This window comes from Brevefilum fermentans (assembly GCF_900184705.1).
GTDB classification, from domain to species: domain Bacteria; phylum Chloroflexota; class Anaerolineae; order Anaerolineales; family Anaerolineaceae; genus Brevifilum; species Brevifilum fermentans.
Genome location: NZ_LT859958.1, coordinates 2,107,167 through 2,124,787, shown reverse-complemented (window position 1 = coordinate 2,124,787; position 17,621 = coordinate 2,107,167). Strand labels below are relative to the sequence as shown.

The following is a 17,621-nucleotide window of genomic DNA, read 5'->3' as shown; positions in this document are numbered from 1 at the left end:
AAATAATGACATTATTGGCATTGGAAGGAATGCTAAATGCAGTATCGAGATTACTATAAAATATTAAATGTCAGCAAAAACGCCAGCCAGGAGGACATAAAAAAAGCCTATCGAAAGCTGGCGCGTGAATATCATCCGGACGTTAACCCGGATGATCCTAACGCGGAAGAGAAATTTAAAGACATCAACGAAGCCTACCAGGTGCTTTCTGACCCTGAAAAACGTGAAAAATATGATCGATTTGGGTCACAGTGGAAGCATTATAAACAAACGGGTGGTCGAGCCGAAGACTTTGACTGGTCTCAATGGGCTGCTCAAAGCCCGCGCGGCGGAACTCAGTATCGATCCGTCACGCAGGAAGAGTTTGAGCAAATGTTTGGTGGCGGTTTGGGCGGGTTTTCAGATTTTTTCGAAACCTTGTTTGGCGGTATGGCGGGTGCCAGGTCAACCAGGCGACCTGCCGGGCAGGCATCTTATCAGCGCATGCAGCGCGGACAGGATATTGAGCATACAGTGGACATCACGCTTGAAGAGGCATTTCGAGGGACGACGCGTTTGCTGACCTATGAGGGCGGTCGGCGGATTGAGGCTTCAATTCCCCCCGGTGTGAAATCAGGTTCCAGGGTTCGTCTCAGCGGGCAGGGCGGAGAGGGGACGGCAGGCTCTGGCGATCTATTCCTTAAAATCAATGTCAAACCGCACGCAAAGTTTAAGCGCGAGGGTGATGATCTGAGAATTGTACTGCCGGTGGATTTCTTTGTCGCCTTGCTGGGTGGAGAGGTGACCGTGAATGCCCTGGACAAGGCTGTGAAATTGACCATCCCGCCTGAAACCGATTCCGGAAAAACCTTTCGGCTGACGGGTTTAGGAATGCCAAAACTGGGTAAGCCCAATCAACGCGGGGATCTGTATGCTGAAATTAATGTGCTGGTACCAAAAAACCTGACAGATGCGCAAAAAGAACAGTTTAAAGCCTTACAAAAATCGATGAAATGACAGGACGTGATCAGAAATGGAATCCATCCAGGTATTATCGGATCCATTAGCTTTGGCTCGAGCAGCTATCGATCAGTTTGTTCACCGGGCGCAAGAGGCAATTCAAGCCAGGGGGAGGTTTTCGGTTGCGCTCGCTGGTGGGAGCACACCTGAACCGGTGTATGCGGGTTTGGCGCAGCCAGAAATTCAAACTAAACTGGCATGGAATGATATTCATTTCTTCTTTGGTGATGAGCGCTATGTTTTACCGGATCACCCTGATTCGAACTTCCGGATGGTTCAGGAGGCTTTGTTTTCGAAGGTTGACGTACCAGAGATGAATGTTCATCGTGTGCGCACAGAACTCAATGCCGGGTTAGCTGCGTTTGATTATGAAACAAGGTTGAAAGCCTTTTTTCTCAGTCCTTGGCCAAGATTTGACCTGGTGCTGTTAGGGATGGGATCTGATGGGCACACCGCATCGCTGTTTCCCCACAGTTTTGCGTTGAACGAAACCTGCCGCTGGTTTGTTGCGCATCAACTACCATCACAATCTTTCTGGCGATTGACCCTGACGAAAAACGCCATCAATGCAGCCCGCCAAATCGTGGTGCTGGTAAGCGGAGAATCTAAGGCGCACATGCTTGCGGAAGTGTTTTCTGGGGCTTATGCACCTGAACAAAAGCCGATTCAAATGATCTCACCACAGGACGGTGATTTATTATGGCTGCTCGATGAGGCTGCTGCCAGCCAGTTGTCAGACAAATGGATAAGACGAACATCACCCAGAAATTGATTGTTTTCCACTTTGCATTTCGTGTGCAATTCCTTAATAAAGATATATAAAAATGAACATCACCCCGGAATGCTTATCTAAATTTCCCCTTTTGGAGATCCTTTCAGAAAATGAACTTAAGCGGGTCGTACCTAACGTACGCACTCAAACGATTCACAAAGGTGAGATATTGTATGTTCAGGGTAAAACTTCAGACAAATTGTATTTTGTAATTAATGGATGGTTTAAAACTGAAAAAATTGCTGCAGATGGTCGACAAACAACTTTGAGATTTATTGGCCCGGGTGAGTTAATCAACGAACTTGCTGTGTTTTCAAAAGTTGATAATGCCGTTTCGGTCATAGCCATGGAAGAAGGCAAAGTCTTCTATTTGTTTCAGAGTTACGTTGAGCAATTATTAGAAACCAACTCAAAATTCTCTCGTGCAGTGGTTGAGAGCCTGGCGGTAAGAATTCAGTATTTGCTTGAACAGATTGAAGATTTATCTTTTTACACGGTCGATGTCCGGCTTGCTCGTTTCTTGTTGTTACAGGCTGATGGCAATGTTTGGAACAGGCAGTCGTGGATCACGCAAACAGAAATGGCAGCTCGTCTGGGTACCGTGTTAGATGTGGTTAATCGTAACCTGCAGAAATTCGTCAGAGATGGCTTGATAGAGATCCAACGAGATAAGATCACAATCGTGGATCGAAATAGATTAGAAGAGATTGCGCAAGGCTAATTTCGATCATTCACAAAACCCAAATTTCAGTTCGACTTATGTCGAAGAATAATTGTTCCTCAAATGCTATAGTGTTGGAAAACATCATAAACTTTTGGAGGAAAAATGCAAAAACAATTGGTTTTTGGGATGATCAGATCATTACATGATCTATTTACTGCCTTCTGGATTGGCGGGATGTTGACGACTGGATTTGCTTTCTTGCCAGTTGTTAAAAATGCCGGTGCCGAGCCAAAATTGAAGAATAAATTGTTAAAAATTTACCAATCCAAACTCAGAGTTGTTGGTTTGATCAGTATTGGCGTGCTTTGGATCACCGGATTATTGTTGAGTAAGCAAGCTGGTGGCCTTTCTGGATTTTTGAGTTTTACTACACCTTATCATACATTGATATCCATCAAACATCTGGTTGTCTTCACGATGATCGTTATTGGAGGCTATCGAGGCTTCATTTTGGGTCGTAAGATTGAGAAATTTAACCAGCAGGAACAAAAAACTTATATGCTGTTATTGGTCATCAACATTATTCTGGGTGTGGTTGTCATTTTTTTGAGTGGAATTGGCGCAGCCCTGGGATAAGGTTAAGAACACGTGATATCCAGTATATAGAAAGCCAATGCCAGCCACTTAAATCGGATTGAGTGAATTACAGTCATCGGAACCCACATTCACCTGACAGTATAAACGCACAGATCAATATATTCTTTCCATGATTATTGATGACTTGCGTTAAATAATAACAATTTTGCCTCGCTTGACGGACAATAACTTCAGGACTATGATTCTTAACATGTATTTGCGCGGCAGTAAGTGGTCGATGAATAAGCGCAGAAGGCGATCAAACCCCTGGTTGATCCTGTTCCTGCTGGCTGGAATCGGTTTCTTTTTGTATCTAAATACCAATGTGATTCCAGCAATACCGCCGCCTTTTGTTCCCACACCAACGCCTACACGAGATCCCGTATCTTATGCTGAGGAGGCTGAAAGCTACCTGGCAGAAGGACGCCTCGGCATGGCTAAGGCGTCTTATGAGGCTGCCATCAAAGCCAATCCCCAGGAGGTTCCCAATTACCTCATCCTGGCGAAATTGCAGCTTTACAGCGGTGAGTATGAAGCAGCCAGGGTCAATGCAGAAAACGCGTTGTTGTTGGACAATAAACGTCCTAATGCCTATGCACTGCTGGCCTGGTCGAAGGGGTATTTGGGTGAATTTTTAGAGGCTGAAGCGGATATCCGCTCGGCTTTGGATCTTGACCCGAACAATGCCTTTGTCCATGCTGTTTACGCCAACATCCTGGCAAGGCGGGTGGCAAATGATCTGGGAGAAATCAGCACGCTGGAAAAAGCGATCACACACTCGCAAAGAGCAATGGAGATCGACCCGCAATTGCTGGAAGCTCGCTGGGCACGCGGCTATGTACTTGAAATCACTGGCAACTACGAGGAAGCACTCGAACAATTAGAGGTCGCCGTTGAGATGAATGACATGATCGCAGAGCTGCACATGGCCATGGGCAGGAATTATTTCACAATTGAAGAATACGAACTAGCGGTTGGTCAATTCACTAAAGCGTACTCGCTGAATCCGACCGATCCAGAGCCAAACTGGTACATTTCGCGGGTTTTTTCTCGCATTGGTGAATTTGCCAAGGCTGTTCAATACGCTGAACAGGCCGTCAATGATGATCCCTCCAACCCGAGGCTTCACGGCAACCTGGGTTCGATGTATTTCCGCAACTTGCAATACAACCAGGCGATTGAATCCCTGGAACTGGCGGTGCGAGGTGGCGTTGCCGCGGGCGGTGTGGAGGTTGAAGGCCTGCCGTTGAGTTACTCCATGACGGTGATGGAGTTTTACAGCCGTTATGGACTGGCGCTTGCCAGAGTGAACCGCTGTGGAGAAGCTGTGCAGGTTGCCCAGGCCCTACTGCAGACCGTGCCCGACGATCCGACAGCGGTGTACAACGCGGAGATCATTATTGAAACCTGCCAGGAATTCCAGGAACATCCGCCCACGCCCATACCGGAAAATGGTGAGTCAGAAGAAGTGGAATAAATTCAGGATAATGACAATTAGCCTGAAGCACAACTAGGGTAAAACGATGTACCTTAACGGCAGAGAACCGCATTTCAGAATTGTCCGTAAAAAATCAAACCCCTATCGGGTTCTAATTTTCTTGGTGCTGATTGCCTTCTTCCTGACGCTGTTAACCAGCATTGTTCGGGGCGATGTTCAGCCGCTGTTTTTACCCACACCCACGCCCACCCGCACTTCAGATTCTTTTGTGAAAGAGGGAATGACTCATTTTGAAGCCGGCAACCTGGAGGCGGCCATTACCGCGCTAAAACGCGCGGTGATGCTTGACCCTGAGAATACAGCCATCCTTGCCGAGCTGGCACGAATTCAAACCTATTCTTCAGCCCTCAGCACGACTGATGCTGATCGCTCTCAGCGTTTGGCTGAGGCGCTTGAATCCATTGATCGTGCGAAGGAAATCGATCCCGATAACAGCGAGGTCCTGGCAATCCGTGCCTTTGTGTTGGATTGGAATGCAAACCCGTTCCTGGTGGACCCGGAGACGGAAGAAGATTTGTTGAATCGCGCCGAATCCGAGGCATTAATGGCGCTGCAAATCGACAGCGCGAACACCCTGGCGTTGGCGTATTACGCCGAAGTTCTGGTGAGTCAGATGAAGTTAAACCAGGCTTACCAGTATATTCAACAGGCTGCGGAGCGAGATCCAAACCTGATGGATGTCCATCGGATCATGGCTTTCACTTATGAGACCATGGGAGAATACAACCTCTCGATCCAGTCTTATAAGCGCGCGATTGAAATCATGCCGAATTATACATACCTGTATATTGCCGTGGGACGGATCTTTCGCCACCTTAAACTTTATGATCAAGCTCTGGAGCATTTTGCCAGGGCGGCAAACCTGAATGAGCAATTAGGCATCAAAGACCCCACGCCTTACCTGACGATTGCCAATACTTATGCCCAGGAGGGCGAATTTTTTGCCGCAGCCTGGAATATGCAAAAGGCGCTAAGTTTTACACCTGCCAACCCCAGTGTTTATGGACAGTTAGGCGTAATTTATCATAAGTCACGCAATTACGAGGGCGCTATCCCGGCGTTGCAGTGCTCAATTGAAGGCTGCAGCGCCGAAATCAGTTGTGAAGTACGTCAATGCGATCCGGATGTCGATCCGATGGTGCCCGTGGAAGGGCTGCCGCTCTCGGGGAGCACGATTGTGAATTACTTTACTTATGGCTCTGTTTTAGCCGGCTTGCATCGCCCAGGTGATGATAAGTGCGATCGAGCGCTGGCTATCTTTGCACAGATCCGCAGTCGCTATGCGGATGATCCCTCGGTGATGAGCATTGTGCGCGCGGGTGAAGAAATTTGTGCTTACAGCCTTGGATTAATGGACCTGAGCGAAACGGGGGAAACGCCGGTCAGCGCAACGGAAACGCCGCCGCTTGAGCAGCCGGTCGATGATGCAGCGGAAGAATAGCTCTCCCTGAGTTTGTGTAAATCTTTTGTAAGAATTCTATATTTTACCCTTGACGACCATTTTGGAAAAAGGTAATATTGGGGGGTGTTAGCACTCTTGTTGTGAGAGTGCTAAAAAGTCGGAAAACTACTGATAAAAGAAAACAAATTCAAACGGAGGAACTGATGACAATTTCAATAAAACCTTTGGGCAATCGCCTCGTGGTCGAACCCATCGAGGAAGAAGAAATTACTGCTGGAGGCATCGTGCTTCCTGAAACCGCCAAAGAAAAACCCCAAAAGGGCATTGTTTTGGCTGTTGGCCCCGGCGAGCGCAATGACGAAGGCGAATATATGCCCCTTGAAGTCAAAGAGGGTGACCGTGTCCTGTTCGCGAAATATTCGGGGACCGAAGTTAAGTACGATGGCAAAAAATTGCTGATCATGCGAGAAAGCGATATTCTCGCCAAAATCAACTAATGAGAAAAACATCCAAGGAGTAATTAACAATGGCTAAACAAATTATTTTTTCAGAAGAAGCACGCCGTTCGCTCAAAGCCGGCATTGATATGGTGGCGAAATCGGTTGTTACAACCCTCGGTCCGAAGGGACGCAATATCGCTATCGATCGCAAATTTGGTTCTCCCACCATTACCCACGACGGTGTTACCGTTGCAAAAGAAATCGAGCTGGAAGACCCCTTTGAGAATATGGGCGCTCAGTTGCTTAAAGAAGCTGCAACCAAAACCAATGACATCGCCGGTGACGGCACGACCACATCCACTGTACTGGCGCATTCAATCGTAACCGACGGCCTTAAAAACCTTGCTGCCGGCGCCAACCCCATGTTGCTCAAACGGGGTATTGAAGCCGCGGCGAAGGCAGTGGCAGAGGCGATTGGTTCCCAGTCAATTGCGATTACCAGCCCGGCAGAAATTGCAAATGTGGCCTCAATCTCAGCCCAGGACCGTGAAATTGGCGAACTGATCGCTGAGGTGATGGACAAAGTTGGCAATGATGGTGTGATCACGGTTGAGGAATCACGCGGCCTCGAATTTGAAACCGACTATGTTGACGGTATGCAGTTTGACCGTGGATACATCTCGCCCTATTTCGTTACTGACCCCGAGACAATGGAAGCCAAAATTGAAGACCCCTATGTCCTCGTTTACGACAAGAAAATCTCTGCTGCCAGCGACATCGTGCCTCTGCTTGAAAAATTGGTACAGGTCGGCAAGCGCGAGCTGCTGATTATTGCAGAAGATATCGATGGTGAAGCCCTAGCAACACTGGTGATCAACAAACTGCGCGGCATGATCAACGTACTCGCTGTCAAAGCGCCAGGATTTGGCGATCGCCGTAAAGCCATGTTGCAGGATATCGCTGTTTTAACAGGCGCCAGCGTGATTTCTGAGGAAACCGGCCGCAAGCTGGAGACCGTCACGGTCAATGATCTTGGAAAAGCTGAAAAAATCTTCAGCACAAAAGACGAGACAACCATTGTTGGCGGCAAGGGTGATCCCAATGCCATCAAGGGACGCGTCGATCAGATCCGGGTTGAAATTGAAAATACAACCAGCGACTACGACCGTGAGAAATTGCAAGAACGGCTGGCGAAGCTCGCTGGCGGCGTTGCCATCATTCGTGTAGGCGCAGCCACCGAAACTGAGCTGAAGGAAAAGAAGCACCGTGTTGAGGATGCCCTGTCTGCAACCCGAGCGGCTGTGGAAGAAGGAATCGTGCCCGGTGGCGGTGTGGCTTTGATCAACGCCATGAGCGCGGTTGAAGACCTGAAAATGGACAGTGATGATGCTCAGGTCGGTGTTAAAATTGTCCGCGACGCATTGGAAATCCCGATGCGAAAAATTGCCGAAAATGCCGGTAAAGATGGATCAGTGGTTGTTGAGCACGCCCGCCAGGCACAGATCAAGGAAAAGAACCCCCGCATCGGTTATGATGTTTTGACCGAAGAATATTGCGACATGGTTGCCTGCGGTGTGATTGATCCTGCCAAGGTGACCCGCGGTGCGCTGGAAAACGCGGCTTCAATTGCGGCAATGATCCTGACCACCGAAGCCCTGATCACGGATGTTCCCGAGCCAGAACCGCCAATGCCTCCTGGAGGTGGTGGAATGGGCATGGGCGGCTATTAAGCCGATCGAGTTCAATAGATTATTAAGCTGCTCCATTTCGGAGCAGCTTTTTTTATTTTGGTTAATGGTGAGCAGGGATCAGGAAGCAGGGATCAGGAAGCAGGGATCAGGAAGTAGGAATCAGGGAGTAGGGAGTAGGAAGGAAGGAAGTAGGCGGCAGGAATCAGGAAGCAGTGAGTGGTTGAAATCCCCTTGGCGCTGGTATAATATTAGGCATGCATGCCGTAAAGTGGACCACAACGAAACCGATCATATGGTTATTAGTATTTATATTTTTTTTGACAGCCTGTACTCAACCGATTGATACCACACCCGAAGTAGAACCAAGCCCACCTCAGGTTTTTCCGACCATCACCCCGACGATTGCGGACCCGACCGCCACGCCCCAGCCGGCTGCAGCAGTGGTCAATGGGGAGCGGATACCGCTGGTCGTCTTTGAACGTGAGGTGGAACGCTATTTACTGACCCAAAACGCCCTCGGCAATCAAAATCCTGACCTGGATCACGCACGGGAAACCGTATTGAACGACCTGATCGACCAGGTTTTGCTGGCGCAGGGTGCGCGCGAAGCAGGGACGGAGTTCGGCGAGGCTGAGGTGCAGGCACGCCTTGACGAACTGGCAGAAGACGTTGATCTCGAAGCCTGGATGGCAGACTGGGGGTATACGCGGGATGAACTGTTTGAAAGTTTACGCTTGCAGATGCTGGTGGCGGATCAACGCCAACGGATTGTCGACACGATCCCTGAAGCTGTTGAGCAAGTTGAGCTGCGACAGGTGTTAACCTTCACCGAAGAAGGCGCCAAGCGGGCGCTGGCAAAATTAAATTCAGGAACGCCCTTTAAGGACGTTGCCTTTGAGTTCAAGCCGGAGACGGGCGGCTACCTTGGCTGGGTGCCCCGAGGATACTTGTTGATCTCAGCCGTAGAAGAAGCCGCTTTTAACCTGGCGGTGGGAAGCTATTCAGAGATTATTGCCTCGGATATTGGTTACCACATCGTCCTGGTGATTGACCGGGACGTGCGTCCGTTGAGCGTGGATGCCCGAATTACGCTGGCACGGCAAGCCCTGTACGATTGGCTGGCAGACCGGCGAGCGAACAGTGTTATCGAGATCATCATCGACTGACATGTCCAGCCGTCAACCGCCCCATTATCCGCAAAGCCAGGCTAAGCGGCGTGAGCCAAAGGCGGTGCCTTCTATGGCAACCCCGCGAGGAGCCTACCCTCCTAAAAAACCGGGTTTCCTGGCATGGTTGTTTGTATTTGCCATCCTGGGCGGTTTGATCTGGCTGTTCATGCTGATCTTTGCTCTGGGTCCATATGCGGATGAGAATCCGCCAACACCTCACCCCACCTCGATTGCCATCCTGCCGCCCAGCAGCATGATAACCCAGGTGCCAACAATCACGGCTACCGGTGTGGCGCCTACCGTCCTCACCCCGACTCAAACCCTATCTTACACCCCGACGATTTCGCCCTCACCCACGCCGGAGTTGTTCCCGTTTATCCTGATCGGCGAACCCGAGATGATGAGCAGCGACCTGCTGCGTCCCTCACTGGGATGTGACTGGCTGGTGGTTGCCGGTCAGGTGTGGGATTTGCAGGACCGGGCTGTGAAAGGGCTGGAGCTAAATCTTACAGGTGAATTGGAGGGTTATTTGATCGACGAATACTCGGTGACGGGCTCGGCGCCGGTTTACGGGATTTCGGGATATGAATTTTTGCTGGAGAATTTAGTGGTTGATAGCCAGGATGCGCTGTATATCCAGCTTGTGGACGCCGATGGAGCGCCCTATTCGCTGGCATACCCCCTGCAGACTTTCCAGGATTGTCAGAGAAACTTGATTTTGGTAAATTTTAAACAGGTGCGCTCGGAATAAACTGAAACGCCGGTGCATTAGAAGAACCCGGGTTACAGGGGCGGCTTTTTTATTTCACAAGTGGGTATTGAAAATAATGGAACCTTTTATTGGATTAAACCTGTAGGGGCAACCCCCTGTGGTTGCCCTGAACAACGAGTATTTCGGGTTGGGCAGACACGGAGGTCTGCCCCTACATCGGGATGGGCAGACACGGAGGTCTGCCCCTACATCGGGTTGGGCAGACACGGAGGTCTGCCCCTACATTGGGTTGGGCAGACACGGAGATCCGTCCCAACATCGGGCTGGGCAGACACGGAGGTCTGCCCCTACATCGGGTTGGACAGACACGGTTCGATACCCTTGCAAGGCACAGGGAGTGCTGCGCGAAGGTCTGCCCCTACATTGGGTTGGGCAGACACGGCTCGATACCCTTGCAGGGCACAGGGAGTGCTGCGCGAAGGTCTGCCCCTAAATCGGGTTGGGCAGACACGGAGGTCTGCCCCTACATTGGGTTGGGCAGACACGGAGATCCGTCCCAACATCGGGCTGGGCAGACATGGAGATCTGCCCCTACATTGGGCTGTGCAGACACAGAGGTCTGCCCCTACATCGGGCTGACCTTCTCACAATTTCCAGGCGCGGTTCAGGTTTTCAATCCACCCTGTGCTGGATGGCGATGTTTTCGTCGCCAGATAGCAAGCCAGTCAGGGGCTCGGCGGGCAGCGCCAGGACCTTGCTGTTGGCAAAATACTCAAAATTAAAGTTGGTATCATCGCCAGCCGCTTTTCCGGGAATTGGCATCAGGCGGGCGGTCAGCGGCTTATCCAATCGCAACGCCAGGGCAGCCAGGTCCAGCAGAAGCGCACTGAGCTGTTCGACGGAGGTCTCTCCGGGCAGGGGGATGGTATCCAAACCCGTACCGCACACGGCTGAATACAGCAACAGATCGTTGACGCCCAGCACGCCCTGCGCGCCGCGCGCCGCCAGGGTGGCATCTTCCAACAGGGGCAGCATCAGGCCGTTGAACCCGCTGCGCTTGAAGACAGCCTGGTCGAGGGTCTCGGTGAGAAAGGCAGATGCTGCCAGGCTGCCAGCGAGACCCAACGCCGGGAGCCCTAAAAGCTCCAGGGCAACGCCGATGGATTTATCGGGTTGCGGGAAGGGAGCCAGGGTAAAGTCGAGACCTTTGAATTCAACCCCGTATGCATCCGCCAGGCGCTGGGCGATGGTTTGCAAATCCCGGGCGTGCGCTTCTATCCGGTCAACCAGCTTCTGGCGTGCATCTTGCAGGGATTGCGCCTCTGTGAAGGCGCTCACCGCCAGGTCGGCGGCTTCCAGTGCCAACGCGAAGGCGGGCGACTTCCCCTGGTGGTAAGCTGCGGGGAAGAAGGGCGCCCAGGGGGGGACGTTAGCCAGCGCGGCAAACCTCAGGTTGGCAAAGCCGTTGGCTTCCAGGGTCGCCGCCTGGTGGATCACCTGTGCGCAGGCACGCACGGCGGACAGGCTGACTTCGGCGTTTGGCGTGGTCAGGTGTCCGCCGAAAAACAGGTTGCCAGAGCGGCTGAGCAGTTCGGGGATAGCAGCGTAACTCTGTGGTACGCCGGTCAACGCCGGGCCCAGGGAGACATACTCAAACCCTTCACTGTGTGCGATGACGTCGATGTGGGTACCCGCCTGGGCGTAGTCCTGTTCGGTTATGAATTCAGCGAAGGGCGGCGTGGCCATGCGGACGGTTTGGACAGCATATCCCGCATTTTCAAAGGATTGCCTGGCCATCCGGGCAAACAGCCCCGCTTTTTGAAAAACGAGTTCGCTGACGGGCCAGCGGGGATGGACAAAGCAGGTGATCGATCGAATGCGCATTAGTTTTCCTTTCCTGGGGTACTTCTCTGCCGCAGAACTTCTGCCATCAGAATGGCGGCAGCAACCGCAGCGTTAAGAGATTCAGCCCTACCGGTCATCGGGATGGCGACCCGCCGGGTGGCGATTTCTTCACCCAGGGGGCTGGCGCCAAAAGCTTCTCCGCCGATCAGCAAGGCGCAGGGCTTGCTGAAGTCAACGTCCCACAGGCTGGTGTCAGAGTCAGTCGTTGCAAGGATTACAGGCAGCCCTCGCAGATATTGATGAATGGCGTGCCAGGGAAGGGAATGGATAGGCAGGTGAAAATGAGCGCCCATTCCGGAACGGACCACCTTGGGCGCGAAGGCGTCGACGGTACCGGGAGTGGTAATGATGCATTCTGCACCCATGGCTTCAGCGGTCCTCAACAGGGTGCCCATATTGCCGGGGTCGCGCACCTGGTCGGCAAGGATCACAAAAGTGGGGGCTGTGGGTAAGGGCAATACGCGTGATTTCAGCACTGCCAGGATGCCAGAGGGAGTTTCTGCATCGCTGATTGCTGCCATAATCCCGGGGGTCACCTGGTGGACAGCGTTTAGATCCGAAGCCGGCAGAGATGCGATGAGATTTTTCCCGCGCTCAGAGAGGGTTTGATCGTAGAGGATGAATTCTAAAGGCCATTGAGCTGCAATAACCTCTTCAATTAATCGTGTGCCCTCGGCAACAAAGGCGTTTTCCTGCTTGCGTTTGCGAGACTGGGTTTGCAGTGCGCGTACCCGTTTAATCTTTGGGTTACTGGTTGATGCGATGATGGTCTTCATAAGTCAACCTTTCGGAGTTCACCAAACTCACAGAAAATTTCACTGAGCGACAAATTCGAGTGCCGTCTTTATTGTAATTGGTTTATCGCGTAATGGAAACGACAAGTAAATCGATCGCCAGGTATCAATAGGGAGTATTGGGAATGGTTTGGGCAGACACGGAGATCTGCCCCTACTTTGGGCTGGGCAGATACGGGGTTCTGCCCCTGCTTTGGGTTGGGCGGGCACGGCTCGATACCCTTGCAGGGCACAGGGAGTGCTGCGCGAAGGTTTGCCCTTACGAATTGACAAAAATTAGTCTAAATTGTGAAATTGTCATGTTAACTCAAATATCGATTATTAAATAACGTATTTTGATATTATAGAATATTTTCTTTTGAACGTATGATTGCTGTTATAATAGAATCACCCCCGTTGGATGATTCAAAAGGAGGTCTGCGATGAAAGCAAAATCCCATTATGTCGAAAAAATTCGTTATAAACTGGACACGATGTTCTCTAAAGGAACGTGGATGACCATCTTCTGGCTAGGGATGTTCTCACTCGCCTTCATTATCTTTTTTTCACTGGTTATTGTAATTTTTCAAATTAAAGCAGAAGGCGAATCCGTTTTACCCTTATCAGAGGCGATCTGGCAGAGTCTGATGCGCACCCTGGATGCGGGGACGATGGCCGACGATGCTGGCTGGGGATTCCGTTTGATCATGCTGCTGGTAACCCTGGGTGGCGTGTTTTTCATCAGCACTTTCATCGGGCTGATCACCAGCGGTCTCGAGCAACAGCTGGATAATTTACAAAGGGGGCGATCGCGGGTCATCGAAACGGGGCATGTCGTGGTTTTGGGATGGAGCGAACAGGTGTTTACCATCATCGAAGAGCTGGTGATTGCCAACGAAAACCAGCCAGAAGGATGTATTGTGATCATGGGCCCTGGGGATAAGGTGGAAATGGAGAACCTGATTAATGAGCGCATCCCTGATACAGGAAACACGAAAATCGTGGTTCGCAGCGGTGACCCGCTTGATATGAGCTCACTGAACATCCTCAACCTGGATAACTCCAAGGCGATCATTGTCCTTTCGTCACAGGGTGATGATACCGACTCAGAGGTGATCAAGATTTGTTTGGCGATCACCAAGAGACCGAGAAAAAATGGTAAGTCATATCATATCGTGGCTGAATTGCGCGATTTGAAAAACAAGCAGGTCGCCGAGTTGATCGGAGGCAATCAGATCGAGTGGATATTAAGCGGGGAGATCATCGCCAAAGTTATCGCTCAAACCTGCCGACAACCCGGACTATCGATTATCAACACAGATTTACTGGATTTTTCTGGTGATGAAATCTATTTTTACCAGGATCCGCAACTGGTTGGAAAAAGATTTGGCGACACTTTGCCTTTGTTTGAGAAAAACGCCGTGATGGGGTTGTGGAAAAAGGGAGGAATACCTGAGCTCAACCCGGAGATGAACAGCATCCTGGAAGAGGGTGATCAATTATTTCTGCTGGCTGAGGATGACGATCAAATCTTTCCAGATTATTCAATCAAGTCGCTTGTTGAAGAAGATAAAATTGTGACTGTTGAGCCGCAACCAGCCGAACCGGAAAAAATATTGATCTTAGGCTGGAATTGGCGTGGACCGCTCATCGTTAAAGAATTGGATCAATATGTTGCTCCTCAATCGATGGTGAAGATCGTATGCAATTTGGACATAGGGGATTGTTTGAAAGGATTTGAACTGACGGGTTTTAAAAATTTAAGCATCTCCCATCAGGTCGGTGATACGACAAACCGGGCGCTTTTAGACCAGTTGGCTTCAGAAAACTTTGATGAGATCATTGTGCTCTGTTATTCTGAATGTTTGCCGGTTCAGGTGGCGGATGCGCATACGCTGATTACTTTGCTGCATCTCAGGGATATTGCGGTTAAAAATCCGAAAATCAAATACTCTATCACAACCGAAATGCTCGATGTGCGAAACCGCAACCTGGCAGAAATTGCGAAAGCTGATGATTTCATCGTCAGTGACAAATTGATCAGCTTGATGTTCTCTCAAATCGCTGAACAGAAAGCTTTGAACGCGGTTTTTACGGATCTCTTCAATCCAGAGGGAAGTGAAATATATCTTAAACCGATGGGTGATTATGTCGCGCTTGAAACACCGGTTAATTTTTACACGCTGATTGAGTCAGCCAAGCGTAAAAGCGAAATTGCCCTGGGCTATCGCATTACTCGCGAGCATGATAATCCAGAAAAAAACTATGGCATTGTGCTGAACCCGAAAAAATCAGAAAGCATGCGGTTTACCGAGGAAGACAAACTCATTGTTGTTGCTGAAAGTTAATCCCTATTGAGCCTTCAGGCACGTTCAGGGCAGCATTGCGGCTGAACGATGTTCTCAGGATGATGAGGATTGCAAATTGGGGTTGATTGTGATTATGCTTACACGGGTGGACGACGCCGGGGATTAACCAGTAATTACTGCCAACCCAGCAGGAAGACCGGACTTTTTGATCCAACCCGGAATTTGCGGATCTACAGGATGTTGAAGGTGATGGGTTTGTGTTGATCACCCAAAGGATTTATCCTTTTCCAGGGGGCGAAAGTGTACCCAGGTGAGGATGATGGTGATGAAATAAAGCAAGCCGGTGGTAATAAATAGGGGCGAAAAACCAAAACGTGTTTGAATCAAGCCAGAAATCAATATGCCGAAAACCTGCCCCGCCTGCCACCCGATGCCGCGTATACCAGCAACTGCCCCCTGCTCTTCAGGTTGACTGACGAGCATGGCAAAATTATCCAGCAAGGGTGTAGACATTTGCATTAACACATTTCTAAACAGCAGGCTGACAGCTGCCAGCCATTGTAAGGGCGAGAAACCCAGTGAAAATAAAAATACCAGGCTGAGGCTCTGCGTGACTGCTGTTGGGATGATCCGGCTGCGGGTTATCCTGGCTAACCAGGGAGAGATCATTGTGCCCAGGAAGACGAACAGGGATGAAATACTAAAGATCAAGCCCAGCAAATCGTCACTGATGTTGAATTTGCCGCGCAAAAACACGTTTAGATAGGGGATCAGTAGTGCAGCGCCAAAACCCTGGATTAGGTTGACCGTGGTTAATTGACGAACCACCGGACGGGAGGTGAGCTCGCGGATGATTGCGTTTAGCGGGGGCCTGGATTGCTTGTTGTTCGCGTTTGTCTTGTTTTCTCTGATCAGGAATACCGGTACCAGGCTGGTTGCGGCGAGCAGAATGCCTGCAGTGATCACCCACTGATAAGAAGCAGGCGTGTCCTGGGTAATGTTCAACCAGCGTTCAAGCAAAGCAGGCACCTGCCCTGCTGCCAGGTTACCGATGGTGGTGGCAATAGTATGCAGACCAACATTCAAGCCAAAGATCATGGCCTGGTTTTCCTTTTCGCTGAGAGTCATCATAAAGGGCGGATGTGAGACGCTGTAGAGCATAAAACCGGCGCCCTGGACCATCCCAAATAAAAAGATCGGGATCGGGTTGGGTAGCCTGATCTGCATGAACATGCCCACAAAATCGATGCCCAGACCAACCAACATGCTTGTCCGCCGACCAATCCGATCGGACAACAACCCCAGCGGTAGGCCCAGCAGGAGCGCAGCCAATGGCGTTGCCGAGCGGATCAGACCGAGCACGTCGTTGTTAAATCCCAGGGAGAGGATATAGAGATTAAAAAACAATTCCCACACGCTGAAGGAGAACCCGTACAGCAGTGTGGATAATAAAAACAGTTTGGCGTTACGGTTTAATTTTAATGACATCGCGTGTTGTTTTGGTTGGTATAAATGCCGGAATTGATTCTACCATGATCACAATCAGGGGAAAAAAGTGACGCCCGTCAGGCTTCAGTTTCGAACGCCACTTTTTCATTTCCGTGCTTTCAATGCGCTATGCCAGCGGTTTTCGATACCAGATGTAGGTTTTGTCGATGTGATAGCCGAGGTTTAAGTATAAATCAAGCGCGCCGGAGAGGCCCTTGGTATCGACGCCCAGTGCGACCTCGGTCATACCCAAAGCTTTGTGCATGTGCAAAGAGCGCAGGATCAGGGCTGTGGCGATGCCCCGTTTGCGCCATTTTCTTTGGGTGGAAATATCTTCCGTCCATCCGCGCAGGCAGTGATTCTTCTGGTTATAGTCGTGATCGATATAGTTGAGCACGCTTGCAACGACCTCATCGCCATGCCAGGCTACCTGCCATAAATCCGGCTGGAAGTATTTTGAACTTGCATACTCCTGGTAATGGTGGTCTTCCGGTTGAACAATACCCCAATGGCCACGGAATGCCTCGCACGAGGCATCCCATATTTTCCGCTCCTGACCTTTGATTACCGGCCGTACTTCAATGCCGGCGGGTAATTCGGCTGCGGGGATATCTTCGAGGGTGCGAGACATCTCGACAAAATAGCGTTCAGCAACAAAGCCCAGGGATTCGACGATCTCGTTGAGCCAGACCTTGGATTCGCTGCTGCCGATTTGGAAATACTTTGGCATCTCCCGTGGATGTTCAGCCGCAATGTCCCTCAGGCGTGCTTCGCTCCAACCGATAACCGCAGTTTCAATCCCCTGGCTGCGCCATTCTGGAAGAAGGTTGATGAAATACCCGTAGACCCGCACTTGCGGATCTTCTTCCTGCCACCATTCAACCCGGGAATAGGCAATGGGCTCACCATTAATTTCAGCGATAATCATATCCTGGTAGGGGTCACAATTTCTCAGGTGAGTATAGGCGTGTTTAAGATCATCAAGAGTGTCCCTGATTTTTTCTTGGTCTGCAATTGCCCCAGCCTCGATGATGTGCAGCATCGCTGGAAAATCGCTTTCGCCCGCAAATTTGCGAAAACGAAGCCCGTCGATTTTCGGTGGAGATGCGATTAAAATTTCAAGTTTCTTCATCATTATCTCGTCATTTCCTTTCACATCAATT

General features: G+C 50.4%; 15 protein-coding genes. 11 read left to right on the top strand and 4 right to left on the bottom strand.

The genetic code is table 11. The features are described 5' to 3' along the window. The first annotated feature begins 36 nt into the window (after nt 1–36). The 10 genes from CFX1CAM_RS11695 (at nt 37) to CFX1CAM_RS09195 (ending at nt 10,022) form a co-directional block, all read left to right on the top strand. Complete coding sequence (locus CFX1CAM_RS11695; RefSeq protein WP_087862751.1) at nt 37–996, top strand: DnaJ C-terminal domain-containing protein; 960 nt, start codon at nt 37–39, stop codon at nt 994–996. Between the two features lie 16 nt (nt 997–1,012). Next, on the top strand, nt 1,013–1,771 hold the full coding sequence (gene pgl, locus CFX1CAM_RS09235) for a 6-phosphogluconolactonase (protein WP_087862750.1): 759 nt from the start codon (nt 1,013–1,015) through the stop codon (nt 1,769–1,771). Between the two features lie 52 nt (nt 1,772–1,823). Beyond that, nucleotides 1,824–2,492, top strand: a complete 669-nt coding sequence (locus tag CFX1CAM_RS09230) for a Crp/Fnr family transcriptional regulator (RefSeq protein ID WP_087862749.1) — start codon at nt 1,824–1,826, stop codon at nt 2,490–2,492. Nucleotides 2,493–2,597: 105 nt separating this feature from the next. Continuing rightward, entirely contained in the window at nt 2,598–3,071 is a 474-nt protein-coding gene (locus CFX1CAM_RS09225; RefSeq protein WP_087862748.1) for a CopD family protein, read from the top strand. Between the two features lie 238 nt (nt 3,072–3,309). Beyond that, nucleotides 3,310–4,548: a tetratricopeptide repeat protein gene (locus CFX1CAM_RS09220; protein WP_162287682.1), complete on the top strand. Its 1,239-nt coding sequence runs from the start codon at nt 3,310–3,312 to the stop codon at nt 4,546–4,548. Between the two features lie 46 nt (nt 4,549–4,594). Further along, on the top strand, nt 4,595–6,010 hold the full coding sequence (locus CFX1CAM_RS09215; protein ID WP_087862746.1) for a tetratricopeptide repeat protein: 1,416 nt from the start codon (nt 4,595–4,597) through the stop codon (nt 6,008–6,010). A gap of 164 nt (nt 6,011–6,174) precedes the next feature. Beyond that, nucleotides 6,175–6,468 (top strand): co-chaperone GroES, encoded by a 294-nt coding sequence (groES, locus tag CFX1CAM_RS09210; protein WP_087862745.1) that lies wholly within the window; start codon nt 6,175–6,177, stop codon nt 6,466–6,468. A 29-nt stretch (nt 6,469–6,497) separates the two neighbouring features. Then, nucleotides 6,498–8,141: a chaperonin GroEL gene (gene groL, locus CFX1CAM_RS09205; RefSeq protein ID WP_087862744.1), complete on the top strand. Its 1,644-nt coding sequence runs from the start codon at nt 6,498–6,500 to the stop codon at nt 8,139–8,141. Nucleotides 8,142–8,356: 215 nt separating this feature from the next. Then, entirely contained in the window at nt 8,357–9,268 is a 912-nt protein-coding gene (locus CFX1CAM_RS09200) for a peptidylprolyl isomerase (RefSeq protein WP_087862743.1), read from the top strand. Then, nucleotides 9,180–10,022 carry a hypothetical protein gene (locus CFX1CAM_RS09195; RefSeq protein ID WP_157891818.1) on the top strand — a complete coding sequence of 281 codons (843 nt, stop codon included), beginning with the start codon at nt 9,180–9,182 and terminating at the stop codon, nt 10,020–10,022. Before CFX1CAM_RS09200 ends, CFX1CAM_RS09195 begins: the two co-directional genes overlap by 89 nt. 633 nt (nt 10,023–10,655) lie before the next feature. Here the strand turns inward: CFX1CAM_RS09195 and CFX1CAM_RS09190 are convergent. Both CFX1CAM_RS09190 and CFX1CAM_RS09185 read right to left on the bottom strand, forming a co-directional pair. Next, nucleotides 10,656–11,867: a DUF711 family protein gene (locus CFX1CAM_RS09190; protein ID WP_087862741.1), complete on the bottom strand. Its 1,212-nt coding sequence runs from the start codon at nt 11,865–11,867 to the stop codon at nt 10,656–10,658. Beyond that, a complete protein-coding gene (locus tag CFX1CAM_RS09185) occupies nt 11,867–12,664 on the bottom strand; it encodes a TrmH family RNA methyltransferase (protein WP_087862740.1) in 798 nt (265 codons plus the stop codon). Before CFX1CAM_RS09185 ends, CFX1CAM_RS09190 begins: the two co-directional genes overlap by 1 nt. A 440-nt stretch (nt 12,665–13,104) precedes the next feature. Between CFX1CAM_RS09185 and CFX1CAM_RS09175 the strand changes: the two genes are divergently transcribed. Further along, nucleotides 13,105–15,009 carry a CASTOR/POLLUX-related putative ion channel gene (locus tag CFX1CAM_RS09175; protein WP_087862738.1) on the top strand — a complete coding sequence of 635 codons (1,905 nt, stop codon included), beginning with the start codon at nt 13,105–13,107 and terminating at the stop codon, nt 15,007–15,009. Between the two features lie 225 nt (nt 15,010–15,234). Here CFX1CAM_RS09175 and CFX1CAM_RS09170 read toward each other — a convergent pair whose 3' ends face one another. Next, nucleotides 15,235–16,458, bottom strand: a complete 1,224-nt coding sequence (locus CFX1CAM_RS09170) for an MFS transporter (RefSeq protein ID WP_087862737.1) — start codon at nt 16,456–16,458, stop codon at nt 15,235–15,237. Nucleotides 16,459–16,585: 127 nt separating this feature from the next. Beyond that, nucleotides 16,586–17,593 (bottom strand): GNAT family N-acetyltransferase, encoded by a 1,008-nt coding sequence (locus tag CFX1CAM_RS09165; RefSeq protein ID WP_087862736.1) that lies wholly within the window; start codon nt 17,591–17,593, stop codon nt 16,586–16,588. Nucleotides 17,594–17,621 lie beyond the last annotated feature (28 nt).